The sequence below is a fragment of the Marinifilum sp. JC120 genome (assembly GCA_004923195.1).
Classification (GTDB): domain Bacteria; phylum Desulfobacterota; class Desulfovibrionia; order Desulfovibrionales; family Desulfovibrionaceae; genus Maridesulfovibrio.
Genome location: RDSB01000001.1, coordinates 273,006 through 298,869 on the forward strand (window position 1 = coordinate 273,006; position 25,864 = coordinate 298,869).

The window sequence follows — 25,864 nt, forward strand, 5'->3', positions numbered from 1 at the left end:
ACTTCCCGTTCAGGTTAAAACCTGAGAAATGCGAAAATCCGCAATAATGAATACACTTGGAGGACTTAAACAATGGGCGAACTTACTTTTTCCATCATCAAACCTGACGCAGTAAAAGACGGTAAAACCGGCGACATCCTTAAAATGATCACTGACGCAGGTCTGAAGATCAAGGCAACTAAAATGATTCACATGACCCAGACTCAGGCTGAAGGTTTCTACGCTGTTCACAAAGAGCGTCCTTTCTTCGGCGAGCTGGTTGAATTCATGATTTCCGGTCCCTGTGTGGTTTCCGTTCTTGAAGGCGAAGACGCCATCAAACGTTACCGCGACCTCATGGGTGCCACTAACCCCAATGAAGCAGCAGAAGGTACTATCCGCAAGGCTTTCGGTGCTGGTATCGAAGCAAACGCATGCCACGGCTCCGATGCTCCCGAAACCGCAGCAATCGAAGTACCCTACTTCTTCAGCAGCCTCGAAATGGTAAACTAATATGACAAAAAAAGTTGGATTTATCGGCACTGGCAACATGGGCGCCGCCATAATCAGAGGAATGGCCGGCGATGACAATATCAATCTGCTTGGCTCCGACCTGAACAAAACGGCACTGAACGCCCTTGCCGAAGAGACCGGGCTCATTCAATGTGAGACTGCCCGCGATCTTGCCAAGGAATCCGACTTTATCGTGCTGGCGGTCAAACCGCAGCACGCTCCCGCAGTTCTGGAAGAAATCGCACCTGAGCTCACTGAGTCCAAGTGCATTATCTCCATCGCCGCAGGCCTGACCGTGCAGAAGCTCAAAGATTCCTGCGAAAATCGCTGCCCTGTTGTCCGGGTTATGCCCAACACCCCCGCGCTGGTAAATGCGGGCGTGTTCGCGGTCTGCCTTGATGACACTCACCTCAGCGATGAGCAGACTAACTTCACCCGCGAAATGTTCACTCCCCTTGGTGATGTCTACGCACTGGCTGAAAGTCAGTTTGACGCATTCACCGGGGTTGTCGGATCAGGTCCCGCTTATGTCTTCTATTTCATCGAAGCCATGATCGAGTCCGCCGTTGAACTGGGATTGCCACGCGAGCAGGCCACAGCCATGGTTCAGAAGCTTTTCGAAGGCTCCACCAAACTGGCGCAGGAAAGCAAATTCCACGTCAGCCAGTTGCGTGAAATGGTCACCTCTCCTGGAGGAACAACCGTTAAAGCCCTCGTACATCTGGACCGCACTGCCACACGCGCCAATATTATTGATGCAGTACGCAAAAGCTATGAACGCAGCATAGAACTCGGGAAAAAATAAGAAAAAGAATGCCTCCGGCGGCTCTCCGAGGGCTTAAACCCTTTTGAAAAAGTGTTTGTTCCACTGTCGCTATCCCTAAGACTCGAAGCAAAGCTTCTCGCCTAAGGGCTAGTGCAAGAATCCCAAAAACTTTTATTAGTTTTAATTAAGGATCAGCTTGGAAAGGCGTATTTAGAAAAATAGAAAAGGAGACTTGATTTATTCAAGTCTCCTTTTTTTATTTAGACAAAATAAGTCAGGTAGACCGTAGCTACCCAGACTGTCAGGAAGCCACTAAATGCGGATTTGATATAGATATTTTTGAGCAAGGGCCTAATTCCAGCCATGACTAGGATGCCGTAACACGGCAGCAGACCGAGGGTATAACTCGCCTTTGCCGTGCTGTAGACAGGTAAGTTAAGGTAGAGGTAAGCCTCAGCTGTAAAGTAAACTGCGATGCATGCTATAAGGAACATCCGCCCGTTAGAGACTGATTTTACAGGCTTATAAAATACACGTCCGGTTCCTGCCAGAATCAAAATTGAAGGGATCAAGGCCAACAGTGCAGTTGCCATCATCAGTTGGTCATCCCATGGCGGCCTGCTCATAAATTTACTCACACCGCTCAAATTTCCATCCAGCCAGAGCGTGGCATAAAGGCCATCCCAGAGACCCTCAGTTGTGGAGTAAACGGGCGTAAGAAAAGATTTACCAAACGTGCTGAAATGTTCCCAAACCCGGTAACCGTGATCCTGCCACCAAGTAATCTCACGAATCTTATCCCAACCGCCGATAAACGGTTTGCCGTAACTGGTCCAGTTCCGCAGATAATACCAGCCGCCGACAATTGCGGTGGTTATCAAACTCAGGACAACTCCCCTAATGCTGCTGACTTTATGTACAGAGGATTCGCTTTTCTCAGCCAGTAGCGGAAGCAGCACAAAGAAGATCACCAGCGGGATCAACAAAGTGCAAGTAGCCTTACTGAGAATCGCCAAACCTAAAAAGAGTCCCAGCAGAGAGAATTCCTTCAAATTTCGTTTCTCAGGAACTTGAACAATGTTCAAGACCATGTGGATGGTCAACCCAGAAAAGACCGCCGCCAGCGGCTCATTACCCCAGAATTGAGCCATAACAAAATTCATGGGCATGAATCCGCCAAGAACTGTTGCCCCGATCTGGGCAAAACGATCTTCTTTGAAAGCAATGATCGAACATCTGTAGCAGACCTCAATCATGACTGCGCCGCAAGCCAGCGGAATCAGCCGCAGCCAATAGAGACTGTTTTCAATATCCATAAACAGAAGCAGGAATTTATAAAATGCAGCAGAAATAATGTAATAGAGGGGAGGTTGAAACATCTGCCACCCTTCCAGAGGGCTGGGCAGTTTTAAATTTTCAGCAACATATTCGATATATTTGAAATGCCCAACCGAATCCATACCCAGTTTAAGAGGCAGGTCATGGAAATTATTAAATGCCATGACACCCCACAGCCCCAAGAGAAAGAACCTGAAATAAGCGGGAGTAAGTTCAAAATTACGGATGAAAGCAGGTCCCTTGTTGCCCTCGCGCAACCAAACAATCCCTGCCCCGAGCAGAAACAAAGGCATCATGAAAGGTAATGATGCCAACAATGCCTTATCAGAACGCTCAAATTCATCGGTGATGCGTAAACGCCCTGTTTTCGATGCATCCGCAGCTGGATTCCAGACAAAATCATCTCGGCTGGCCTCCCAATCATGTGGGGTCGCAATATCAAGCCCATCCGTCCACAGCAACAGAGCCGGGTGCGCGTTTTCGTTCACCACCGCAATTTTCAATTCATGTTTCCCGGCAGCCAATTCCGGCAAATCAAGTGTAACTCCTTCACGCCACCTATCCATATCCCCGTCAAACTTACGCACAGGCATTCCATCCAGCCATATCCCGGCACCCCGGAATGCTTTCAGATGAAGAGTCATATCCTGCTGCTCAGCCAACTCGAAAGCACGCCGAAAAAGAATCATTTCGGAACCCTTGCTACGGGCATTGAGCCTAAAGGGCTGATCCAGTTTGATCCAACGAGCTTTTGGATACGCAGTCAAATACGTATTATCAGATTTGGAAAGGGAAGAATTGAACGCGTAAAAACTGGCCCCTGTAAAAACACAGATTGCCAGAACAAAAATAACCAGCACAACACGGCTTCTATATGAATCCTGCAACATGAAAGGCTCCGTAGGCTAAAATAGGATACAATGCTTTAACTTTTATAAACTAAAATTAAAACCCCTATTAAGGATTCGCCGGAGGCGAAGTTTAAAAACAAATAACGCGAAGCGCATCAAATCATAGCCCCCGGTAGGGCCGCCGAAGACATAAAAAAAACCGGAACTCCGTTGATACGGAATTCCGGTTCGTTGTCAGCTTGTGGGCTGATTAATTTCTAATGAACTACGCCGGAAGCCCAGACCATTACAAAGTAAATGTCGAGCAAAACAGCGGAGAAGATCGCAGTGGTCATGACCAGTGCGCCGAGTCTTTTCAGCTTAAGAGCAGTCCATTCGCCGGATTCAGGACCGAGAACGGGCTTTTCTTTTTCTTCACCAAAATAAACAGCCTTGCCACCCATGGGCGCACCGAGGAGCCATGCAGCAGGAGCCATGGACCAACCTGCGTTGGGACTTTCGGTTTTGTTGGCATCAGTGATGAGATTATCGTAGGCAGATTTCCAATCGAGCTTGAGAATACGGCCAGCTGCCAGCATCATGAAACCGGTGATACGTGCGGGAATGAAAGCAAGGATATCGTCAGCCTTGGCTGCATAGTATCCGAACTCTTTGTACTCTTCGTTCTTATAGCCCCACATGGAATCCATGGTGGAGATGGTTTTGTAAACCCACATTCCGGCGGGACCGGTAACCACAAGATAAAAGAAAGGAGCAACGAAACCGTCATTCAAGTTTTCGCTGGTGGATTCAGCCAGAGCCTTGCGCAGACCATTTTCATCCAGCTCAGAAACATCACGGCTGACCAGTTCAGCAATTGCGGAACGAGCGTCTTCGATTCTGCCGCTGTCCAGCAGAGAAGCTGCATTCTTGTGCTCGCTAAGCAGAGAGCCGAGAGCAAGACCTGCGTAAGCAAGGTACAGGCCAATCAGCACACCGAGAAAGGGAATTGAAAGAAAGACCTTGAGTACACCCCAAACCACTATTGCGGATGCCAATACACCAACACCGCCCATTACTTTGCGGGACATGCCGGTGGAGTAAACCCAGTTTTTATACCTATCCAGAGCCATACCTATATAACGAACGGGATGGGGGAACCACTTGGGATCTCCTAAAACGAGATCAAGGACAAGTGCGATAATAGGTACAAGAAACAAAACAGTAGAATTGTCCATCAGATATTTATCCTCAAATCTTAAAGCGTTTGGCCGGACTGACTAGCGCGACTCACTTAAAATAAATCCGTATTTATCTTAAATGTTAAATTCAAATCTATGAATTTAACAAACGTAACACTAGAACCGACACACAGGGACAGCCCGGGACAGGAACCTCACTATTCCACCCATTACAAATGGGTAATAAAAAGCCCCGCATCCGGTTCTTCCCACAGAACCGGGTGCTTGCTGTCTCTTCACCATATAAAAAAGCGGCACGAACAACAATCCGTACCGCTCTTTTAATTTTAATTTTCGTAATAGGAACGCAGTAGTGCACTACGCACCGGATGGCGTAGCTTTCTTAAGGCCTTAGCCTCAATCTGCCTGATGCGCTCACGGGTAACGTTAAACAGCTTACCGACCTCTTCAAGAGTATGGTCGGATTTTTCGCCGATGCCGAACCGCTTACGCAGGACCTGCTCCTCACGGGGAGTAAGGTCGGAAAGGACGGTCGCAATCTGTTCGCCAAGCTTGGTGCTGACCACCTCTTCGGCAGGCGCAGTGGCCTTCTTATCTTCAATAAAATCGCCGAGACTCGAATCTTCTTCATCACCGATGGGTGTTTCAAGAGAAATGGGTTCCTTGGCAATTTTAAGAACTTTCTTAACTTTTTCCAGCGGGTAGTCCATACGCTCCGCAATTTCTTCCGGGGAAGGATCGCGTCCCAGCTCCTGTACTAGGTAGCGGGAGGTTCTGATCAGCTTATTGATAGTCTCGATCATATGAACCGGAATACGAATGGTACGGGCCTGGTCCGCTATAGCGCGGGTAATGGCCTGTCTGATCCACCATGTTGCGTAGGTGGAGAATTTGTAACCACGCTGATATTCGAATTTATCAACCGCCTTCATCAGGCCGATGTTACCTTCCTGAATCAGGTCGAGGAACTGGAGTCCGCGGTTGGTGTATTTCTTGGCAATGGAAACAACGAGACGCAGGTTAGCGCGAATGAGTTCCTGCTTAGCCCGCATTGCGCTGCGGTTACCGTGCTTGATGCGCCAGAGCACTTCCTCGAGGTCATGCACGTTGTGGCAGCATTTAGCCTGCAAACGAACGAGAATTTCCATCTTACCGGAAATCATTTCCTTAAAGGAAAAAAGCTCATCCACAGTCAGCCCCAATTCATCTGAAGCTGCAACAGGGTTAATCTCACGATCATCAATCTGCTTGAAAAGATCCTTGATCTCCTGCTGGGTTTTCCCGGTGGAGAGAATGTAGGCAGAAAGATCGCGCTGGCAGTTATGCATCTGCCTTACGTAGTCACCCACAGTTTCAATGATCTGATCTACAAGAGTTTTCTCGATCTTGATATCGCGAAGTCTTTCGACGATTTCCTGCTTATAGTTGACCATCTCATTCTGTTCCTTAGCGACCTTTTTATCAAGGCGGGCACAGTAATCGAGATTGTCGTAGAGTTTCCTCTTTTTATCATAAAGTTTCTTGACTTCGTCCAGCAGAAAAATAACGCGCTGACGCTGGTTCATCTCATCTTCGCTGGGGTCGTCTTCCTCAATGGTCTTTACGACGTCCTTCAGCTTGATACGGGATTCGTCAAGGTCTTGACCGACGCTGATGAGTTCTTCAATCGCCACTGGAATTTCAACCAGCGCGTAAAGAACATCCATCTCGCCGTTTTCAATCTTTTTGGCGATAACAACTTCGCCCTCACGATCGAGAAGACCTACCGCGCCCATTTCACGCAAATACATGCGCACAGGATCGGTAGAACGGGAAACGTAATCTACGCTATCCTCTTCACTTTCTGTGAGATTGATTTCATTATCACTATCCACCCCGGCATCCATAATCTTTTTGCCGTCTTCGGGTGTGTTGACGATTGCAATATTCAACTGGTCGAAAATCTTGATTACATCATCAAGCTGATCAACTTTGTTGAACTCGGCAGGCAGAGCCTTGCCCAGCTGTTCAAAGGTCAGAAACCCCTGTTTCTTACCCTCAGAAATCAGAGTTTTAATCGCCTGAATATCCTTAATGTTGCTCATCATCCCTCCATACAGAGTCGTTCAGGACTTTGAGGTACGCGCTGACGCGTTCGGTATCGCCTTGAGCCTGAGCACGGCGCAAGGCATCGGTGAGCTTTTTTCGGCCCATATCGTACCGCCGCCGGGCAATTACCTTACAGACATGTCGCCATTCATTTTCCAGTTCTTCACCGGATAGAGCTTCCTCCATCCGACAACCGGCATAGAATCTTTTTTCAGAATCATCGAGTAACGGGATAATGTCCTGCCCGCTGTGAGCCGCTATTTTAGACCACAGTGTTTTGCCCCAGTGCGAGGTCAGGACCTGAGCTACTCCCCTTTCCGATAATTCGGCAACATAATCTGGATGCTTTACCGCATACCTCAAGAAATATTTATCATCTTTAACCTGTGCCCCCACCGGTGCCGCAGCGCGAGGTTGCTCCCTCTGAACATTGTTCTGCTGCTGCGCAACCGGAGCATTGAGTGCACCGGAAAAAACAGACCTTAATTCAGCTTCAGCCACTCCAAGGCCGGATGCGACCTTAGGCAGATAAAACGCACGTAAAGACGTACTGGTCATCCTCTTCAGGAATCCCTGCGCCCAATCCATTACTTCACGGGGTGAAGACCCCTTCTGCAATGTTTCCAGACTGAAAGCCAGACCGTCACGGGCCTGATCCAGAAACGTTTGAAAACCTTCAGCACCATGGTCCTGAAGGAGACTATCCACATCCTCCCCGTCGGGAAGGACAACTACACCGCAGGATACCCCCTGCGTAAGAATCATTTCCGTGCTGCGCAAGGCCGCTTTCAGCCCGGCAGCATCTCCGTCAAAAACGAGGTCAATTTTAGAACAGAACCCGGAAAGTCGTTTGACCTGATCCGGAGTCAGTGCCGTACCCAACACCCCGCATGAATTTGTATAACCGAACTGGTGCAGGGAAATAACATCCATGTACCCTTCAGTAAGCAGGGCCCGTTTGGTTCGGGCTATGGAGTTCCGGGCCGTTGATAGGCCGTACAGGTGTTCCCCCTTCTTATAGATAGGAGTATCACTGCTGTTTAAATACTTCGGTTCTCCATCTGTAATTATTCTTCCGCCAAAAGCAATAACCCTTCCCGATAAATTTGTAATAGGAAAGATCAGTCTTGCACGAAAACGATCATAAGTGCGGCCCTTGGCATTCTGGGAAAGTAATCCGGCCTTGACTCCCTGTTCGGCTGTATAACCTTTGGAAACCAAAAACTTTTCCAATCCCTGCCAGTCCTCGGTACTGCACCCCAGACCGAAAGACTCAATCACAGAAGAATCCATTCCCCTGCGTTCGAGATATTTTCGGGCTTCACGCCCTTCAGGAAGCTTGAGCATACGGCTAAAGTACTTAGCCGCCAACTCATGCATATCCATGAAAATTTTACGTTCAGAGCTTCTTTTGGCCGCCTGCGGATCAACCTTACCCGGAGTAAGCTCCACCCCGGCCTCAGCTGCTAGCTGCTCAAGAGCATCTTTGAATTCCACCCCGTTAATATGGGAGTAAAAATCAAAAATATCACCTGAAGCCTGACAACCGAAGCAGTAGAAAAAACCTTCATCGCCGTTAACACTGAAAGAAGCCGTCTTTTCATTATGAAAAGGACAAAGTCCCATCCAGCGTCCGGAAACAGGTTTCAGTTCCACATACCTGCGCACGATATCGACGATGTCAAGACGTTCTTTGATAGCCTCTATGGCTGCTCTGTCCAAAGAATCCTCCGTAACATCCATCGAAACAATTCGAAACAGTTGAAATAATGCACAATCATGACAGCCTGCAAATCAATAGCACGGCATGAAACAATTTGCACTATACTAATTCAACCTCGGTCATACCGTCGCCGCCCCGGTCTTCCGGAGCAAGGCTGTACCCGGCAACAGCCGGATTGCCATCAAGAAAAATATGAACCTCACGACGCAAAGCCCCGGTACCGCGACCATGGACAATCTCAATCTCAGTAGCTCCGCGCAGCAATGCCTGATCAAAGAAACGGTCCAGTTCGCTAATTGCCACATCTGCCCGCTTTCCGCGCAGATCAACCTTGAGGGTCATTTCACCCTTGGGAGCTTTTTTATCGGCTTTCCCAGCAGTCTTTTCAACAACCTGACGAACCTTCTCCTGAACTGCCTTTTTACCCACAGGGCCGAGCTGATCAGCAGGAATCCACATGGCCACACCGTCCATATCAACCTTGACCCGCTTCTTGCGTTCGTCCTTTTCAAGAACCACGCCTTTGCGGTTCCAGCTGATATTCAGGATTTGCTTACCGACCATGATGTCATCAAAAGAAAACGGCTTCACATCGGCTTTTGGCTTTTCATCACCACCGATTATGCCACGCGCTTCGGAAAGTTTTTTCAGGGCCTGCTTACGCCCGAGCTTGCCGTCCTGCCATTCCTTGAGAACGCTCTGAGCCTGCTTTTTAACATCAGCAAGCACAGTGAGCCGCTCACGTTCGAATTTTTCTTCCAGCTTGGCACGTTTGGCTTCAAGTTTGGTCTTGATACGGTCCATTTCTTCAAGCTCTCTTTCACGGCTGACCGCAAGTTCATTAAGCCTGTTCATGACCGAACCGGAATCAGAACCTTCCATGAGCAGATACTGCTCAGCCTTAGCCAGCAGAGATTCAGGAAAACCGTGCTCACGGGCAACGTCAAGAGCGATGGAAGCCCCTACCTGATCGTAGGCAATGGAAAAAAGAGGTTTCTTGGTAGAGGGATCAAAAAGCACGCTGGCAGCGCGTACGCCTTCAGTCACAAGTGCGTAAGTTTTGAGTGCCGGAAAGTGGGTCGCAGCAAAACAGGTCACCCCGTTTTCAAGCAATCCATCCACAACAGCCTGCGCGAGAGCAGCACCCTGTGCCGGATCAGTACCGGAACCGAATTCATCAAGAATAAACAGCGTTGAGGAATCCATGGCCTCCCAGATACGACTGATGGACTGAATCTGGGCGGAAAAAGTACTTACATTCTCCTCAAGTGACTGCTCATCCCCCATGATGACGAAAATTTCTTTAAACAGCGGCAGCACGGAACCCTTTTCCACCGGAACGGGAATCCCGCTGAAAGCCATGGCGGAGAGCAAACCGACAGTCTTCAGGCAGACAGTCTTACCACCGGCGTTACCACCACTGACAATGAGAACTTTCTGATCAATGGGCAGTTCAATATCAAGCGGATGGACTCCGCCATCGGCCGCTGCAAGCAAGGGATGGCGCGCGCCCCGGAGATCGAATCCAGAATCGGACCCAACATCCACAGCGACTCCCTTTACAGCTTCAGCAAAATTTATTTTGGCCTGCAACACATCATATTCAACGAGAAAACCATAGGCAGCTTCACACTGATCATACTCAGAACGCACAAGCCCGGTCAGATAGGTCAGAATTTTCAGTTCTTCTGTTCTTTCCTGCTGCTTGAGCTCCTGCATGGTGTTATTCAGCTCCACGAGGAACATGGGCTCGAAATAACAGGTCTCACCGGTATTGGAATAATCGTGAACGATCCCCTGCAACCGACCCTTAAAATTTGTTTTCAGCGGCAATACGTAGCGGTCGTTGGTGATGGTCATGAAGTCATCCTGCAAAAAACGGGAAATATCTTCACCGTGGATGAAATCACGAACCTTCTTGGAGCAACGCTGGTGCAAAGAGCGAATGGACTGACGGATATCATAAAGTTCCGGGGAACTTTCATCCTTGATGTTGCCATCCTGATCAAGGCAACGCTTAAGGCCGGAAAAGGTTTTCTCAGGCCAGCTCACACCTTCGATAAATGCAACGATTGTATCCCACTCTCTCTTCTCCGCTATTTCAAGTGCTTCCTTGAGAGTCCGGGCCTGCCCGATAGTCTGAACCAAAGCGTAAAGAGCATCTACATCAAGTACATTACTGGGCTTGACCAGATACTGGAAAAGTCCTTCAAGCGGTGGAAATGTTCCAAGGCGGAATCCCGATTCTTTTACGAAATTCTGACCCTGCCTAAAAAATCTTGCTGTGGAATTAATGGAATCAGCATCATCCATGGGAGACAGGGCGCGACAAGCCTCTGCACCGGACGCGGAAACACTATGGCCGGAAAGGACATTAAGGACTTTCGGAAATTCAAGTAGGAGGAGAGATCTTGGCTCCATGGGATTCCAATGTAGAAAAGTGTTAGATCACGCACCCCGCGTGAACCGGGATACCAATACAGAAAAAACGGCAAACAGCCCCGGAGAATCTCCGGGGCCTGCCGTTAAAATTCAGCTTAAGCTGATGTCAGGAGAGACGGGCACGAACAAGAGTGCTTACGACCTTGCCGTCAACCTGTCCTTTATAAGCTTCAGTGATGGCTTTCATCACCTTACCCATATCCTTCATGGACGATGCACCGAGATCGGCAATTGCTTTGTCGATAGCAGCAGCAGTTTCCTCTTCGGAAAGCTGCTCCGGCATGTAACCGGCTAGGGCTTCGATTTCAACGGCCTCAATTTCGGCCAGCTCAGGACGTCCGGCAGTGGTATACTGCTCAATGGAATCCTTGCGCTGCTTGATCTGTTTTGCAACAAGATCAAGTACGTCGTCATCGGAAAGGGTCTCCCCTTTCAAATCAACAATGCGATTCTTGATGGCAGTCTTGAGATGCCTCAAAACTGTCTTCTTCACATCATCCTTGGCCTTGTAGGCCGTGATGTAGTCTTTATCAATCTGCTCAATGAGACTCATATACTAACCCATTGACATTTTGCGCATTTTTTTGATGAGCCTTTTGCGAGCAGCAGCTTTTTTCTTCTTGCGCTGTACGCTGGGCTTTTCATAGTGCTGACGTTTTTTGAGTTCGGAAAGAACTCCAGCTTTTTCAACCTGCTTCTTAAAGCGGCGAAGTGCTATTTCAAAATTGTCAGAATCTTCGAGGTATACACCGGGCAATCAAATCACCCCCCTGGATTGATCTCGCACATAAAATGTGCGGAAGAGATTTTTATTAACTTTAATTATTGCACAGAGTCAAGTACTATCCCAAAAAAAAGTTCAGCACCCGCACACGCAGATGCTGAACAAAAATTCACCTGAAAAATTATACTAGTGAGCGGCGGTGTCTTTTTTGGAATCCATCCATGCCTTAACAGCACAGTAGGCCATTCCGGCACCAAGAAGACCAATCACAATGTAAAGGACGCCGAAGAAAATAAAATGATCAGGCATCCACCAGGGAAGATCCATAGGAAGAGGACTTTGAACGGTTTCACCATGCAACATAGTTAAATCTCCTTAAATTACTTTACTGCGTCTTTCAGAAGCTTACCGGGGCGGAATTTCACAACCTTGCAAGCGGGAATCTTAATTTCTTCGCCAGTGCGGGGGTTACGACCTACGCGCTCTTTTCTTTCGTCAACCTGGAAAGTACCGAAACCTGTAAGGGTCAGTTTTCCTTCGTTAACGAGGGTTTCTTCTACTGTATCCAGAAAGTAATTCAGGCAACGTTCTGCATCAGCTTTGGTCATTCCTGCTTTTTCAGCAATCTTAACAACGAGTTCAGCCTTAGTCATCAGTCCTTCCTCCTTGAAACGGAAAATGATTATTGCGGCACGGCATCGTGCCTGCCATTAACCTCGTCTTTGGACGAGAGTTGGGTTCATAAAAATAATGCCGAGCATCCTCGGCCAGCAAGTTGTCTTGCTAACACTCAAAACTGTTTAAAACAAGCCCCCTATCCCGCATTTTCCATGGAAAACAAAGCAGGACCGCTTGATCAAACGACCTTGATGAAAATCTAAAACAATTTTTTCGCCAACAAGTCAAGAGGGAAAATCGTTTTTAACGCATTTATAAAGGCTCTGAAATTGCAGTGGTGACAAGGCTTCCGGGCGATCTTTGAGCGACAAACCCTCTTCTTCCGCCCATTTCACAACTGCATCAGAAATAAATGATTTCAGTATCTTACCTAATTGTTTACGCCTATACTGAAAACAGTATTTAACCAGCTTGGCGAGCCCCGCAATATCACTAGGTTTTTCTTCTGCGGGCAGTGGAAAAAATTTTATGACTGCGGAATCAACTTTAGGTTTGGGCTTAAAAACAGTCGGCGGAACCTTGAAAAGATAATCCGTCCGACAAAAACTCTGCACCCAAACACTGATCGCTCCATATTTTTTTGACCCAGGACCAGAAGTTATCCGCTGGGCCACTTCATGCTGGACCATAAAAACACAGGTTGCGTTACACTGCGCAGCTATGTCCCACATAATTTTCGAGGCCACATTGTAGGGCAGGTTACCCACAATCTTCCAGTTTTTCTCAGGATCAAGCCCGGCCCAATCAAATTTCATGGCATCCTCAAGCTCCACATGTGCTTCAGGATATTCATGCTCCAGAGCTGGCGCAAGATCACGGTCCTTTTCAATTAAAGTAAGGCTTTCCGGTCCGGCTTCAAGAATGAATTTAGTCAAAGCCCCCTGTCCGGGACCGATTTCAATAACTGAATCAGCCTCAGAAATCCTGAGACTATCTACTATTTTACGCGCTATATTGGCATCTTGCAGAAAATTCTGCCCAAGGCTCTTTTTCGCTCTATGTCTGGTCTGCACAAAAACTCCGATTTGATATATATGAAATAAACTACCTTTCAGGCAGTCGACTAAGCAAGCTCAATATTCCCGTCAAATATAAAAATGGGCTGAGGAATATCGCCGCAGATCTTAATATTAAGTAACACCCATCCTCAGGAGATACACATGAGTTCTTTTCTGGACAACTACTTTGAGATAACCAAACAAGGCTCCACTGTCAGCCAAGAAATCATGGCCGGAATGACAACATTTGCTACCATGGCCTACATAATCATCGTCAACCCGAAAATTCTCGAAGCCGCGGGCATCCCATTCGGGCCCAGTATGGTTGCCACAATAATAAGTGCGGCCTTCGGCACCATGGCTATGGGTTTCTATGCAAAACGCCCTTTTGCCGTACCCCCATACATGGGTGAAAACGCATTTATCGCTTTAACCGTAGTCAAAGTAATGGGGCATACATGGCAAACCGCACTGGGCGCAATCTTTTTCGGAGGTGTACTTTTTATTCTTTTCACGGTTACCGGGGTTCGCTCATGGCTGATCAAAGCCATTCCAAAAAATTTAAAAAATGCTTTTGTTGCCGGAATCGGCCTTTTTCTGGCTTTCATCGGATTAAATACTACCGGAATCATCTCAATAGGTGTTCCGGGCGCCCCCGTTCGCCTCGGAGACATTAGTAGTGCTCCGATTCTACTGGCTATCAGCTGTTTTTTTCTAACAACAATCCGCATGGCCCGCAAAGTTAACGGTGCATTAATCATCGGTATTATGCTCACCTCTGCCGCAGCAATACTTACAGGCGTTGCCCCCATGCCGGAAAAGATATTCAGTACACCGCCTTCACTTGAACCTATTCTTTTCAAATTAGATCTTATGGGCGCGCTAAACTGGGGCTTCATTTCCGTAATCCTGACAGTCTTTATTCTCGACTTTCTCGATACAATGGGGACCCTTTACGCTGTATCTCACCGGGCCGGTTTGTTGGATGAAAATGGAGATCTGCCACAGATCGAACGACCACTGATGGTCGATGCGGTAACAACCGTTTTTGCTTCCCTGCTGGGAACCACAACCACCGGAGTATTTGTCGAGTCCGCCACCGGAATCGAAGCCGGAGGTCGCACCGGACTTACCGCTGTCACAACGGCGCTGCTTTTTCTTGCTGCCCTGTTCCTCGCCCCCCTGCTGACCATGATTCCGGCTTGCGCTTACGGCCCCAGCCTGATCGTGGTAGGCATGCTCATGCTCGCTCCTTGCAAAGAGTTGGAGCTGACCGATATCAGTGAACTTGTTCCAGCTTTTCTGGTCATGACTCTGATGAGCTTCACCTACAACCTCGGTATCGGCATGACAGCCGGCTTTATTGCCTACCCGCTAATGAAGCTCGTTACCGGAAAATTTTCAGAGATATCTGTAGGACTCTGGATTTTATGTGCGCTTTCCCTACTGTTTTTTCTAACCTGCCCACACTAAAAATAAACAAATGAACAAATAAACCTAAAGTTATCTCAACTTCCGTCGATACAAAGTTCATATTTCGCAAATAACTCTAAAAAAGAGGATAGCTATATGAGTTTCGATTTTCGCATCGGCGCAGACCAGCAGGCTTACGCTGCTCCCACTGCTCAGACCGCAGCAGCCGAAGGAGTGGAAAATAAAACAACCAGACTCACCATGGGTAAAAGCGAAGATGGCGACACCGTTTCCATCTCTCAGGCGGGACAAGAGAAGCTCGCGGCCATGCAGTCCGGTGCTTCCGGTACTGAAAAAAGCTCTGAAGAGACTTCAAGCATCGACCAGCAGATTGAAAAACTCCAAGAGCAAATAAAAAAGATCAAAGAAGAGATCGAAAAGCTGCAAAAAGACCCTGAAAAGAACAAGGACCAGATTGCAGCAAAGCAAAATGAATTGATGCAATATCAGGGGCAGCTAACTGAATTACAAACACAGAAAAACAAAGCCGAAGGAGCCAGCTCCGGCGGTGGAACCCGTGCTAACGGCATGAGCAGTTCCTTGACCTAACAAAATTCCCATAAAAATATGGCTGTAATCTACGTATGAACTCATACGTAGATTACAGCTTTTTTTGTTTTTCAGCATAATTTCTCTACGAACTTTGACAACAGCCCCGAAAGATTTTAAGTCAGACTCATAAAATACATCCGTATGGAGGAATTTCATGAATCTGAGGGATTACATCCGCGATATACCCGATTTCCCCAAAGAAGGTATCGTATACTTTGACATCACCCCGCTTCTGGCTGCCCCCAAAGCATTTCAATATACTATTGATCAGCTGGCTGAACGCTTTGCTGATTACAAAATAGACAAGATCGCAGCAGCTGAAGCACGCGGCTTCATTTTCGGAGCACCGCTGGCCACCAAGCTTGACATCGGCTTCGTGCCCATCCGCAAGCCCGGCAAGCTGCCCTACGAAACCATTTCCGTAAGCTACGACCTTGAATACGGCACCGACAATCTGAGCATGCACGTGGATGCAGTTGCCAAGGACGAAAATGTTCTGCTCATCGACGATGTTCTTGCCACTGGCGGAACAGCAGAAGGGATGGTCAAACTGGTTGAAAAAGCAGGCGGAAACGTTTCCGCAATGGGCTTCATCGCCGAGCTTGGTTTTCTTAACGGAAAAAGCAAGCTGAGCGGAATCGAAACTACCAGCCTCATCCAGCTTTAATCAGGATATTTCAAACTCCTGTCCCAGATCACGGATTACAAATCAGTGATCCCGGCAGGAGTTTTTCTTTTTTTCACCTTTGCAGATAAGGAAAGAAACAATCATGGCAGTAATCGGCATCATCGGCGGCAGCGGTCTGGACAATCCCGATATTCTGAAAGGCGCAAAGGATTCGGAAGTTTCCAACAAATGGGGTTCCCCCAGCTCGCCTATTAAATCCGGAACTATCGCCGGAAAAGAAGTGCACATCATCGGCCGTCACGGACGCGAGCATACTATACCTCCGACCTACGTGAACAATCGGGCCAATATTCAGGCACTTAAAGATCTTGGCTGTGACTGTATTCTCGCTACCACAGCAGTAGGATCACTGCGGGAAGAGATAGACCGCGGACATTTGGTCATCATCGACCAGTTCATCGATTTCACCCGCAAGCGTGAGCTTACATTTTTCGAAAGCTTTGAACCGCACGCCCCGGCCCACACACCCATGGCTGAACCTTTTGATGCCGGATTGCGTGCAAAGATGACCGAAGCCTGCAATGAACTTGGCGTTACGGTCCATGAAAAAGGGACTGTAGTCACCATCGAAGGGCCGCGTTTTTCCACCCGCGCCGAATCGCACATGTTTCGCGCATGGGCAGCGGACATCATAAACATGTCAACCGCGCCCGAAGCTATCCTCGCCAACGAGGCAGGCATCCCTTACGCCGCTGTAGCCATGTCCACAGACTACGATTGTTGGAAAACCGACGAAGCACCTGTCACATGGGATGATATTCTCGCTATTTTTAAAGCCAATGCCGAGAATGTAACTTCCATGCTGATCAAGACTATTGAAAAGATTTAATGATGCCTCCGGCGGGTCTACCGACGGTCCCTCCGGGGGCTTAAACCCTTTTTGTAAAAAGGGTTTAAGAATCCCAAAAACTTTTATTCTGGCTTCGCCGTTATTGACGGAAAGTTGTGCGGGATATTTTTTATGCAGCCGAGTAAATGCGATTTAATCATTAAGGGCTCTTACATTCTTACCCAGAATGAGGAGCGTGATCTAATTAAAGATGGAGCAATTGCCGTCAGCGGGAAAATGATTTCTGCTGTTGGTAAATGTTCTGAGATTGAGCAAAACTGGATTGCTGATGAAACCGTAGATTGCGGTAAATCCGTCGTCCTGCCCGGCTTAATCAATTCGCATACCCACGTGCCCATGACTCTTATGCGCGGTGTGGCGGATGATCTGCCCCTATTGGACTGGCTGCATAATTATATGTTTCCCATTGAATCCGGGCTGACTAAAGATCTGGTGGAACTGGGAGCAAGGCTCGGCTGTGCGGAGATGCTCGCCAGCGGAACCACTGCATTTCTTGACGGTTATATGTATGAAGATGTGGTCGGCAAAGCGGTTGATGAAATCGGCTTAAAAGCAGTGCTCGGGGAAGGTTTTTTTAAATTTCCATCACCGTTTTTCGAAACCGCGCAAAATGCGTGGGATACAATTGAAGCGTTGCATAACAAATTCGCAGGGCACGAGCGGATAAAAACTTCTGTTACACCCCATGCAATTTTCACTACCGACCCGGATCAGTTAGCCGAAAGTATGAAACTTGCTGAACGGCTGGATCTGCTCTGGCAGATTCATGCGGCCGAATCCGTGCCTGAAACGAAACTCACTCTCGAAACTTTCGGAAAACGCCCTATTGAGATTCTGAAGGACTATGGGTTATTGCGCGAGCGCACCCGTTTGCATCACTGTGTAGACGTGACTGACGAAGAGATAGAATGGATAAAGGATGCCGGCACCATGATCGCCCATAATCCTCAATCTAATCTGAAGCTAGGGTCAGGCATCTGCCCGCTCACCAAGTTCCTTGATGCCGGAGTTAACGCCGGTTTGGGCACAGACGGAGCAGCCAGCAATAACAACTTGGACATGTTTGACGAGATGCGTACCGCTGCCATGCTCCAGAAAGGTTTTCTGCAAGACCCGGAAGCCATGCCCGCACAGACAGTTCTCGATATGGCGACCCTGTCCGGGGCAGATTTTCTGGGATTTATGGACACCGGAACAATTAAATCAAGCCAGAAAGCAGACATCGTCGCTATAGATATGGACAAGATGCACCTTAAGCCTGTATACAACCCCCTCTCGCACGTAATTTACTCCGCCGGGGGACAAGATGTCTGCCTGACGGTCTGCGATGGGAAGGTCCTTTATCGTGATGGAGATTTTTTCACTGTTGATGTTGAAACTATTTCCCGGGAAGCGGAAAAGGCCGTAGAATGGGCCTTAAAACGGATCTGAGGTCACGGATCGGATATTTCTTGAGATCCTGAAGATGTTTTTTCCTTGACAACATAGGGGAAGACTGCATATGCATTTGTGCTTTTCCAAGTAAAGATATTTTTAGATAAAAAACAACGCTTGTTCGCAAGCGACTTGCCAAACAGGAGGCGCTACATGGCTAAAAAGAATGCAAGAGTACACGCACTCGAAGGTGCAGAAATGACTGCTGAAGGTCTTTCTTACAAAGGCGTAATTCTCGAAACCGTTGTTGAAAAATGTGACGGTTGTGAACGCGCAGTTGATTTCGAAGGCTCCAAATACTGTCCCAGCTACGCTCAGCCCACTAAAAAGTGGTCTCACAGCGTATGCAACTTCGCCACCCACGTGCGTGCCGGTGTTGACAAAGAAGGTAAAGTTAAAGTTAACCCGCTTAAAGCATCCAAGCGTGCTGCGCGCGGTCGCTAGTACAGCATCATTAAAATTAATACATATTAATTTTATTCGTAAAATGTTTTCATTTTGCGATCACGATGCCAGTTTCAAGCGAACACTGTCTTTTCAGGCAAGTCGTTAACTGCATATTACCTGAAAAACACTTGTAATGAGTGTTTTTCAACTGATTCATTTTGTGTATCATGGGAGCCGGACTTGTTCCGGCTCTTCTCTTTGGTACGCTGGAATACATTTTTTTTCTTAAACCTGTATCTGATCCATAACCGGAGAAACACCAATGCCCACTCAGCTTCTTTCAAAAATTGATGATATGAAAGACGCAGCTCTCGACCTCCACGCAAAGCTGGTTGCCATTCCCGCCATCGGTCCCACCAACAACGGTACCGGGGAAAAAGCAAAAGCGGACTTCCTGACCGAATACCTCACAGAGAACGGTTTTGGTGAAGTCAAATCATACAATGCGCCGGATGACAGGGTTGAGTGCGGTTACAGACCTAATCTGGTTACCAAAATCCCCGGTCAGGACAGTTCCAGAACATTGTGGATCATCTCCCATATGGACGTTGTTCCGGTGGGTGATCTCAGCCTCTGGGAAACTGATCCTTTCAAAATGGTACAGGACGGGGATGCCCTCTACGGTCGCGGAGTAGAAGATAATCATCAGGGACTGGTTAGCTCAGTATTGGCTGTCAAAGCCCTGATGGATTCCGGCATGACACCGGGCATCAATGTCGGCCTCATTTTTGTGGCTGACGAAGAAACCGGTTCCCACTATGGACTCGAATACATGGTCAAAGAACATGAGGATATGTTCAAAAAGAACGACCTTTTCCTCGTGCCTGATTCAGGAGAGCCTGATTCATCCATGGTTGAAATTGCGGAAAAGTCTTCAGTCTGGTTCAAGATCACCGTGGAAGGCAAACAGTGTCACGCATCCACTCCTGAACAAGGCGTAAACTCCCTTGTTGCTGCCGCAGCCATGATCATGGAAGTTCCGGAACTGAAGTTTCATTTTGACGAAGAAGACGAACTTTTCTCTCCCCCTTATTCCACTTTCGAACCGACCAAGAAAGAAGCCAACGTAGAAAACATCAACACAATTCCGGGCAAGGATGTCTTCTACATCGACTGCCGAGTACTGCCCAGTTACGACCTTCAGGAAGTAATTGATCAGGTTAAAGGCATGGCTCTTTACGTTGCCGAAGAATATGGTGTAAAAATCACCGTGGATATTGATAGCAAAAGTCAGGCTGCCCCGCCCACCCCGGTGGATTCCGAGATCGTGGAAAAAGTTGTTTTCGCGGTTAAGGAAGTTTACGACGTAGACGCAAGACCCGGCGGAATCGGCGGCGGAACTGTTGCCGCACATCTGCGCGAACGCGGATACCAGACCGTAGTCTGGTCCACCCTGCTGCATCAGGCCCACCAGCCCAATGAAAAAGGGTCCATCAGCAATACGCTCAATGATGCAAAAGTAATGGCGCTTCTGCCATTTTAAGAAGATTTAATTAATATCATGATCAAAAAATCACCTCCGCCGGAAAAATTTGACCTTATTGTTGCAGGTGCGGGCCATGCAGGCTGCGAAGCCGCCATGGCTGCCGCCAACCTTGGCTTGAAGACCCTGCTTTTGACCATCAATGTGGACCGCATCGGTCACCTCTCTTGCAACCCTGCTATCGGCGGGCTTGCCAAGGGGCACATGGTCAAAGAAATTGATGCGCTGGGCGGCTACATGGGGCTCTGGTCCGATAAGGCCGGAATCCAATTCCGTATCTTAAATACTCGCAAAGGTCCGGCTGTTCGCGCCAGCCGCGCCCAGATGGACCGCAATGAATACATGCGCGTGGTCCAGAAGGATATTTTTTCACAGGAGAACCTCTGGGTCCGGCAGGATATTGCTGAATCTCTGATCATTGAAGACGGCAAAGCCGCGGGCGTTGTTACCGGAATCGGAGAAAAATTCCATTCCCGTTCAGTAATGCTGACCACCGGTACTTTCCTGCAAGGGCTGATTCATATCGGGCTGGAAAATTTCAGCGGCGGACGCATGGGTGATCCAGCATCCGTGGGCATGTCCAAAAGTCTCGAAGAAGCAGGTCTGACCCTCGGCAGACTCAAAACAGGAACCACTCCCCGTCTGCTGAAAGACTCCATTGATTACGATAAGCTGGAAGAGCAATACGGTGACAATCCGCCGCAACCTTTCAGTTTTCGGACCACGGAAATCAACCTGCCGCAGGTTTCCTGTCACATCACTTATACTAATGAAAAGGCCCATGAGGCCATCCGTAGCGGTTTTGAACGTTCGCCCATGTTCACAGGAGTGATCAAGGGAACCGGAGCGCGCTACTGCCCTTCCATTGAAGACAAAGTTGCACGATTCCCGGAAAAGGACCGCCACCAGATTTTTCTTGAGCCGGAAGGTTACGAAAGTCCTGAAGTCTACCCCAGCGGTATCCCCACCAGCCTTCCGCTGGATGTGCAAAAACGTATGATCCATTCCATAGTAGGTCTGGAACAAGCCCAGATTGTCCGTCCGGGTTACGCCATTGAATATGATTTTGTTCCGCCCACCCAGCTATTACCGACCCTTGAGACCAAGGTTCTGCCCGGACTCTATCTGGCAGGCCAGATCAATGGTACTTCCGGTTACGAAGAGGCTGCGGCACAGGGGCTTTGGGCTGCCTGTAACGCTTTCTGCAAACTGACCGGACGCGATCCGTTCCTGCTTTCCCGCGATCAGGCCTACATTGCCGTGCTGGTGGACGATCTTGTCACCAAAGGGACTCAGGAGCCTTACCGCATGTTCACTTCCCGCGCGGAATACAGACTGCTGCTTCGCGAAGGTAACGCCGACCTGCGCCTTACTGAAATAGGCCATAAGCTAGGACTGGTAAAAGATGACCACTGGGCACTGTACTCTGCCAAAAAGAAAGGGCTTGATGAAGTTGTGGAGCTGATGAATTCCACCCGCATTAAGCCGGACCAGCCCACCCGTGAGATAATTACGGAGATCGGCGGCACAGCTCCCAATAAATCAGTCACCCTTTCAGCTATACTCCGCCAGCCTGAACTCACCATCTCAGATATGAAACATTTCAGGCCTGAAATTGAAAATTATGCTGATGACATTCTCACTGAAGCGGAAACTCAAATCAAATACGAAGGATATCTCGTCCGCCAGCAGGAGCTGGTAGATAAATTCCGCAAAATGGAATCCGTCAGCCTGCCTGATGAAATCAACTACTCTGAAGTTTCAGGGCTAACCCGCGAAGCAGTTGAAAAACTTACGGAAGTACGCCCTTTAACACTTGGACAGGCTAGCAGAATTTCCGGAATTACCCCGGCTGCGGTCTCATCAATTGAGATTCACCTGAAAAAAATCGGGGCCATTTAATTATTATGCCTGCTGGTTAAAGCATTTACTTTTCAAAATAATAAAAAAAAAGTATAAGTAAAAAAAGTGCTTTAACTTTATAAGAAGGCTATAACAGATGGCAGTTGATCAGGAATTTTTATACAAAACCCTGCGCGGATTCGGGGACACAGGACTCCCCCAGCAGACAGTCAATATGCTCATTATTGTGGGCTTTTGTATTATCGCTATTGTTGCCGCCGTGCTCTGGTACAATAACAGGGAATTGAAAAAAAAGCTGAATGTCGTCCCAACAAGCTGGATAACAGACAAGAATCAACTTGATAAAATCTTTGAAACAGCTTTGGTATACCGTTCAAAGATAGATCTCAGCTTTCATTCAAAATCAGAAAAGAGACGCACTGTAGCCTGTGCCATAGATGACATAACGGATAAAATTCTCCTTGAACTTCCTGCCAACGGTAAAATTGGTCAGTCTTGGGTAGGACGTGAAGTTTCAGGTTTTTTCCATGTTCCGGCCAAACAAGCCGGGATGGTTATTTTTTACAATTTCAGCTCGACCATTTCCGAAGTAAAAACCAAGGGGTCACAGTACTACAACCTGACCATTGAGATGCCCGAATATCTGGAGCAGACCCAGAAACGGGAATTTCTACGGGTATCCCCTCCCTCACGCCACTACGATTATGCGAACATAATTCCTGACACCAAGCAGGGTGTGGCTGCTGGTCTTAAATTTATCGCCACCAACGGCGAGTATGCTCCCGGACACATGGGTGGAAAAGACTCCAACGTATTCCTTTCGGATATGTCCGGAGGCGGACTCTCCCTTGAGCTTACCCACATGACAACCAAAAGAGCTTCGAAGTTCAAGCTTAACAAAGGCCAGAACTTTCTGGTACTGCTAAGCCTTGTGGATTTCGGGGACAAGGGCATCGTACGCCATCTTTTCGTTACCAAGATCAGACGAGCATTCATTGACCCCACTCAAGGGAGAGCGCAACTTGGGCTTTCATTTGAGTCTCAATTTATGGGATTTGATGAAGAAAGTAAAAAACCCAAATGGGAAAAAGTAGGCAACAACGGTTGCCCGGAAATGGATGACTGGACCTACAACCTTTACCTTGAACTTTACAGAGAAGGTAATGAATAACAATTTCACCCGACTGTTGAGAAAGTGCCATATGCAAGGCGCTAGAAAAGTACTGGAACGATACGTATTTAGACATACGTGAGAGTCAGTGCTTTTCGCAGCAACGCCGCAGAGGGTGCTTTATCGGCAGTCGGATGTTGACACCGACAGCACATACTACGTAGACATAAGCATAGACCTGATTTCTATTTACTTATATAGATGGAACAACCGCAAAAAGGAGAATTGAATTGGACGACGGTTCTGAAGGCCGATTGTGGGCCAAAATGGTCAATATTTTTAAAAAAACAGATCCTCCCCTTGAAGAGCACATCCTCGAGGCAAGTGAAGACGGCGAAATCAAGGATGAAGTCGTTTCCATGCTGCTCAATGTCCTGGAACTAAAGGACACCGAAGCCAGTGAAATTATGATCCCCCGCACAGACATGGTCGGCGTTGAAATAGGCGGCGGTCTGGCTGATGTTGCTCAGGAGATCATTGAACACGGACACTCCCGTATTCCTGTCTATCAGGAAACCAAAGACAGAATTGTTGGTATTATCCACGCCAAAGATATCATCGCCCCGCTGCTTGGCGGAAACACCGAGACTCCGCTTGAAGAAATTATGCGGAAGCCTTTCTTTGTTTCAGAGAATGTCAAAGTCAAAACCCTGCTTAAAGAATTTCGGACAGGACGCATTCATATGGCCATCCTTCAGGACGAATACGGAGGAACATCCGGCCTGATCACCATGGAAGATGTACTGGAAGAAATTGTAGGTGACATCTCGGATGAACATGATGCCGACCGTCCCTCAGACTTTGAAGAATTGGAAAACGGAAAATTTCTCATCTCCGGCAGAGTTCCCCTGACTGAAGTATCTGAAAAGCTCGACCTCACCCTTGATTCCGAACACGTGGAATCAATCGGCGGCTATATTTCCGAGCTGACCGGACGGATTCCCCATGTGGGAGAATTCATCAATATTTCAGGTTATAAATTCACCGTACATGAAGGTGATGCCAAACAGATCACTTCAATCCTCATAGACCCGCCAACCGGTAAATAGAATGCACCCAGCTATTCCGATTCTTATTGCAATGCTGTCTGCGGGCTTTGGTTACGCCAATCCCCTGCACCATCTCCCTGCTGCCATCCTCGCATTTCCGCTGGCTTTAGGCATGATCGCCTTTTCAGCTGATTCCCCGCGCAAGGCCCTGAAACAGGGCTGGATTGCCGGATCGTTAGCTGCTCTGGCCTGTATGTACTGGATTGCATATCCCGTGGGAGTTTACGGCGGACTGTCATGGGCACTGGCCATCCCCTGCCCCATTTTAGTCGCCATGCTGATCGGCTGCTACTATGCCGGCTACACTTACATCCTTCACCATGCAGCCCGGGCACTACCGCCTTTTGCGCTATTCATATTCAGCGGTCTGCTCTGGACCAGCATGGAAACAGCACAGGGCATACTGCTCTCCGGTTTTCCGTGGATGACCCTGTCTTCGGCGCTGGCTTTTAGACCGGAATGGATTCAAGGTGCGGCCATTATCGGAGCCTACGGCCTTTCAGGCCTGCTGGTTTCAGTGGCAACTGCTATCCTGTGCTGTAAAGTATCCCATCCGGCAAAAATATGGACTGTCTCAGTGGTCATGCTTATCATCATCTTCGGAGGCGCGCGCACCAACCCGGAACAATTTTCCAACCTAGTAAAGACCGGGGATACATCCATCGGTCTGATTCAAGGTAATATTGATCAGGCCAAGAAATGGGATGCCAAATACAAAAAAACAACGTTCGAAAAATATCTGCGCTTAAGTAGAGAAGTGATAGACAAAACCGATCTTGTTATCTGGCCGGAAACCGCCATGCCTTTCTATCTACAGGACGGCGGAATCATGCGTGCGGAACTTATTAATTTCGCAACTGAAACCAAAACCCCGATTCTGACCGGGGCACCCGGCTATGTGCTGCACAACAAGGGGAATTTCTCACTCTACAACCGGGCCTATCTTATTTCACCGGATAAAAGATACATGGACTGGTACGACAAATCCCATCTGGTTCCCTTCGGGGAATATATACCTTTCAAGGAGTTCCTGCCCCTTGGCAAGCTGGTGCAGGGTGCAGGAGACTTTCTGCCCGGATCTGACGCATCTCCGCTTCAAAGCGGAGACCTTGCTATGGGTATGCTCATTTGTTATGAAGGTATTTTCCCGGAACTGGCACAGGAACGGGTTGAAAAAGGTGCCAATATACTGATAAATATCAGCAATGACGCATGGTACGGCGACACATCCGCTCCGCGGCAACATCTCAATCTGGTAACAATGAGAGCCGTGGAACAGGGGCGTTACATGCTCAGAGGTACCAATACCGGAATATCCGCCAGTATTGATCCGCTGGGCCGGGTCAGCCATGCCACCGGACTTTTTGTTGACGCAGCTGTGGCAGCTGAAGCCGGACTTATGAGCGGAGAAACTTTTTATCACGCAAACTACAAAGCAGTCACAACGACGCCATTAATACTGACCCTGTTTGCCGCAATATGGATAATTATAAACCGCCGCAAAAATCCGGCGGGAATTAAAATATAAAGGAATAGCACCAGAACATGCTTCAATTTTCAGATCTCAAATCCA

22 protein-coding genes are annotated in these 25,864 nt (G+C 48.1%); 13 read left to right on the forward strand and 9 right to left on the reverse strand.

What is annotated here, in order from left to right; all coding sequences use genetic code 11:
• Positions 1 to 72 precede the first annotated feature (72 nt).
• Positions 73 to 492: a nucleoside-diphosphate kinase gene (locus tag D0S45_01340; protein TIH20010.1), complete on the forward strand. Its 420-nt coding sequence runs from the start codon at positions 73 to 75 to the stop codon at positions 490 to 492.
• A gap of 1 nt (position 493) precedes the next feature.
• Entirely contained in the window at positions 494 to 1,297 is an 804-nt protein-coding gene (proC, locus tag D0S45_01345; GenBank protein ID TIH20011.1) for a pyrroline-5-carboxylate reductase, read from the forward strand.
• Between the two features lie 221 nt (positions 1,298 to 1,518).
• On the opposite strand, the gene D0S45_01350 is transcribed toward proC, so the two are convergent.
• The 9 genes from D0S45_01350 to rsmA form a co-directional block, all read right to left on the reverse strand.
• Positions 1,519 to 3,486 (reverse strand): hypothetical protein, encoded by a 1,968-nt coding sequence (locus D0S45_01350; GenBank protein ID TIH20012.1) that lies wholly within the window; start codon positions 3,484 to 3,486, stop codon positions 1,519 to 1,521.
• Between the two features lie 218 nt (positions 3,487 to 3,704).
• Positions 3,705 to 4,664 carry a cobalamin biosynthesis protein CobD gene (gene cobD, locus D0S45_01355; protein TIH20013.1) on the reverse strand — a complete coding sequence of 320 codons (960 nt, stop codon included), beginning with the start codon at positions 4,662 to 4,664 and terminating at the stop codon, positions 3,705 to 3,707.
• Positions 4,665 to 4,954: 290 nt separating this feature from the next.
• On the reverse strand, positions 4,955 to 6,712 hold the full coding sequence (rpoD, locus tag D0S45_01360; protein TIH20014.1) for an RNA polymerase sigma factor RpoD: 1,758 nt from the start codon (positions 6,710 to 6,712) through the stop codon (positions 4,955 to 4,957).
• Entirely contained in the window at positions 6,699 to 8,438 is a 1,740-nt protein-coding gene (gene dnaG, locus D0S45_01365) for a DNA primase (GenBank protein ID TIH20015.1), read from the reverse strand. Before dnaG ends, rpoD begins: the two co-directional genes overlap by 14 nt.
• Before the next feature lie 100 nt (positions 8,439 to 8,538).
• Positions 8,539 to 10,860, reverse strand: a complete 2,322-nt coding sequence (locus D0S45_01370; protein ID TIH20016.1) for an endonuclease MutS2 — start codon at positions 10,858 to 10,860, stop codon at positions 8,539 to 8,541.
• A 127-nt stretch (positions 10,861 to 10,987) separates the two neighbouring features.
• Positions 10,988 to 11,434 carry a GatB/YqeY domain-containing protein gene (locus D0S45_01375; GenBank protein ID TIH20017.1) on the reverse strand — a complete coding sequence of 149 codons (447 nt, stop codon included), beginning with the start codon at positions 11,432 to 11,434 and terminating at the stop codon, positions 10,988 to 10,990.
• 3 nt (positions 11,435 to 11,437) lie between these two features.
• Complete coding sequence (locus D0S45_01380) at positions 11,438 to 11,638, reverse strand: 30S ribosomal protein S21 (GenBank protein TIH20018.1); 201 nt, start codon at positions 11,636 to 11,638, stop codon at positions 11,438 to 11,440.
• A 347-nt stretch (positions 11,639 to 11,985) separates the two neighbouring features.
• Positions 11,986 to 12,258: an HU family DNA-binding protein gene (locus D0S45_01385; protein ID TIH20019.1), complete on the reverse strand. Its 273-nt coding sequence runs from the start codon at positions 12,256 to 12,258 to the stop codon at positions 11,986 to 11,988.
• 249 nt (positions 12,259 to 12,507) lie between these two features.
• The gene (rsmA, locus tag D0S45_01390; GenBank protein ID TIH20020.1) at positions 12,508 to 13,296 is read right to left on the reverse strand and encodes a 16S rRNA (adenine(1518)-N(6)/adenine(1519)-N(6))-dimethyltransferase RsmA; all 789 of its coding nucleotides are present in this window, start codon (positions 13,294 to 13,296) and stop codon (positions 12,508 to 12,510) included.
• A gap of 147 nt (positions 13,297 to 13,443) precedes the next feature.
• Between rsmA and D0S45_01395 the strand changes: the two genes are divergently transcribed.
• The 11 genes from D0S45_01395 (at position 13,444) to lnt (ending at position 25,819) form a co-directional block, all read left to right on the forward strand.
• A complete protein-coding gene (locus D0S45_01395) occupies positions 13,444 to 14,754 on the forward strand; it encodes an NCS2 family permease (protein ID TIH20021.1) in 1,311 nt (436 codons plus the stop codon).
• Positions 14,755 to 14,850: 96 nt separating this feature from the next.
• Positions 14,851 to 15,303, forward strand: coding sequence for a hypothetical protein (locus D0S45_01400; protein ID TIH20022.1), 453 nt, complete (start codon positions 14,851 to 14,853; stop codon positions 15,301 to 15,303).
• 157 nt (positions 15,304 to 15,460) lie between these two features.
• The gene (locus D0S45_01405) at positions 15,461 to 15,973 is read left to right on the forward strand and encodes an adenine phosphoribosyltransferase (GenBank protein TIH20023.1); all 513 of its coding nucleotides are present in this window, start codon (positions 15,461 to 15,463) and stop codon (positions 15,971 to 15,973) included.
• 103 nt (positions 15,974 to 16,076) lie between these two features.
• Entirely contained in the window at positions 16,077 to 16,823 is a 747-nt protein-coding gene (gene mtnP, locus D0S45_01410; protein TIH20024.1) for an S-methyl-5'-thioadenosine phosphorylase, read from the forward strand.
• 132 nt (positions 16,824 to 16,955) lie between these two features.
• Positions 16,956 to 18,275, forward strand: a complete 1,320-nt coding sequence (locus D0S45_01415; GenBank protein TIH20025.1) for an amidohydrolase — start codon at positions 16,956 to 16,958, stop codon at positions 18,273 to 18,275.
• Positions 18,276 to 18,431: 156 nt separating this feature from the next.
• Entirely contained in the window at positions 18,432 to 18,722 is a 291-nt protein-coding gene (locus D0S45_01420; protein ID TIH20026.1) for a hypothetical protein, read from the forward strand.
• Between the two features lie 265 nt (positions 18,723 to 18,987).
• On the forward strand, positions 18,988 to 20,208 hold the full coding sequence (locus D0S45_01425) for a M20 family metallo-hydrolase (protein ID TIH20027.1): 1,221 nt from the start codon (positions 18,988 to 18,990) through the stop codon (positions 20,206 to 20,208).
• Between the two features lie 18 nt (positions 20,209 to 20,226).
• On the forward strand, positions 20,227 to 22,110 hold the full coding sequence (gene mnmG, locus D0S45_01430; protein ID TIH20028.1) for a tRNA uridine-5-carboxymethylaminomethyl(34) synthesis enzyme MnmG: 1,884 nt from the start codon (positions 20,227 to 20,229) through the stop codon (positions 22,108 to 22,110).
• A 97-nt stretch (positions 22,111 to 22,207) separates the two neighbouring features.
• On the forward strand, positions 22,208 to 23,242 hold the full coding sequence (locus D0S45_01435) for a hypothetical protein (protein TIH20029.1): 1,035 nt from the start codon (positions 22,208 to 22,210) through the stop codon (positions 23,240 to 23,242).
• Positions 23,243 to 23,472: 230 nt separating this feature from the next.
• Entirely contained in the window at positions 23,473 to 24,291 is an 819-nt protein-coding gene (locus D0S45_01440) for an HlyC/CorC family transporter (protein TIH20030.1), read from the forward strand.
• A gap of 1 nt (position 24,292) precedes the next feature.
• Positions 24,293 to 25,819, forward strand: coding sequence for an apolipoprotein N-acyltransferase (lnt, locus tag D0S45_01445; GenBank protein TIH20031.1), 1,527 nt, complete (start codon positions 24,293 to 24,295; stop codon positions 25,817 to 25,819).
• Positions 25,820 to 25,864 lie beyond the last annotated feature (45 nt).

Coding starts and splice junctions, on each gene's coding strand:
- D0S45_01350 (TIH20012.1), bottom strand. CDS start 3,486: ATGTTGCAGGATTCATATAGAAGCCGTGTTGTGCTGGTTATTTTTGTT.
- D0S45_01370 (TIH20016.1), bottom strand. CDS start 10,860: ATGGAGCCAAGATCTCTCCTCCTACTTGAATTTCCGAAAGTCCTTAAT.
- D0S45_01405 (TIH20023.1), top strand. CDS start 15,461: ATGAATCTGAGGGATTACATCCGCGATATACCCGATTTCCCCAAAGAA.
- rpoD (TIH20014.1), bottom strand. CDS start 6,712: ATGAGCAACATTAAGGATATTCAGGCGATTAAAACTCTGATTTCTGAG.
- D0S45_01415 (TIH20025.1), top strand. CDS start 16,956: ATGCAGCCGAGTAAATGCGATTTAATCATTAAGGGCTCTTACATTCTT.
- lnt (TIH20031.1), top strand. CDS start 24,293: ATGCACCCAGCTATTCCGATTCTTATTGCAATGCTGTCTGCGGGCTTT.
- cobD (TIH20013.1), bottom strand. CDS start 4,664: ATGGACAATTCTACTGTTTTGTTTCTTGTACCTATTATCGCACTTGTC.
- mtnP (TIH20024.1), top strand. CDS start 16,077: ATGGCAGTAATCGGCATCATCGGCGGCAGCGGTCTGGACAATCCCGAT.
- proC (TIH20011.1), top strand. CDS start 494: ATGACAAAAAAAGTTGGATTTATCGGCACTGGCAACATGGGCGCCGCC.
- mnmG (TIH20028.1), top strand. CDS start 20,227: ATGATCAAAAAATCACCTCCGCCGGAAAAATTTGACCTTATTGTTGCA.
- D0S45_01385 (TIH20019.1), bottom strand. CDS start 12,258: ATGACTAAGGCTGAACTCGTTGTTAAGATTGCTGAAAAAGCAGGAATG.
- D0S45_01425 (TIH20027.1), top strand. CDS start 18,988: ATGCCCACTCAGCTTCTTTCAAAAATTGATGATATGAAAGACGCAGCT.
- D0S45_01395 (TIH20021.1), top strand. CDS start 13,444: ATGAGTTCTTTTCTGGACAACTACTTTGAGATAACCAAACAAGGCTCC.
- D0S45_01420 (TIH20026.1), top strand. CDS start 18,432: ATGGCTAAAAAGAATGCAAGAGTACACGCACTCGAAGGTGCAGAAATG.
- D0S45_01375 (TIH20017.1), bottom strand. CDS start 11,434: ATGAGTCTCATTGAGCAGATTGATAAAGACTACATCACGGCCTACAAG.
- D0S45_01435 (TIH20029.1), top strand. CDS start 22,208: ATGGCAGTTGATCAGGAATTTTTATACAAAACCCTGCGCGGATTCGGG.
- D0S45_01400 (TIH20022.1), top strand. CDS start 14,851: ATGAGTTTCGATTTTCGCATCGGCGCAGACCAGCAGGCTTACGCTGCT.
- D0S45_01340 (TIH20010.1), top strand. CDS start 73: ATGGGCGAACTTACTTTTTCCATCATCAAACCTGACGCAGTAAAAGAC.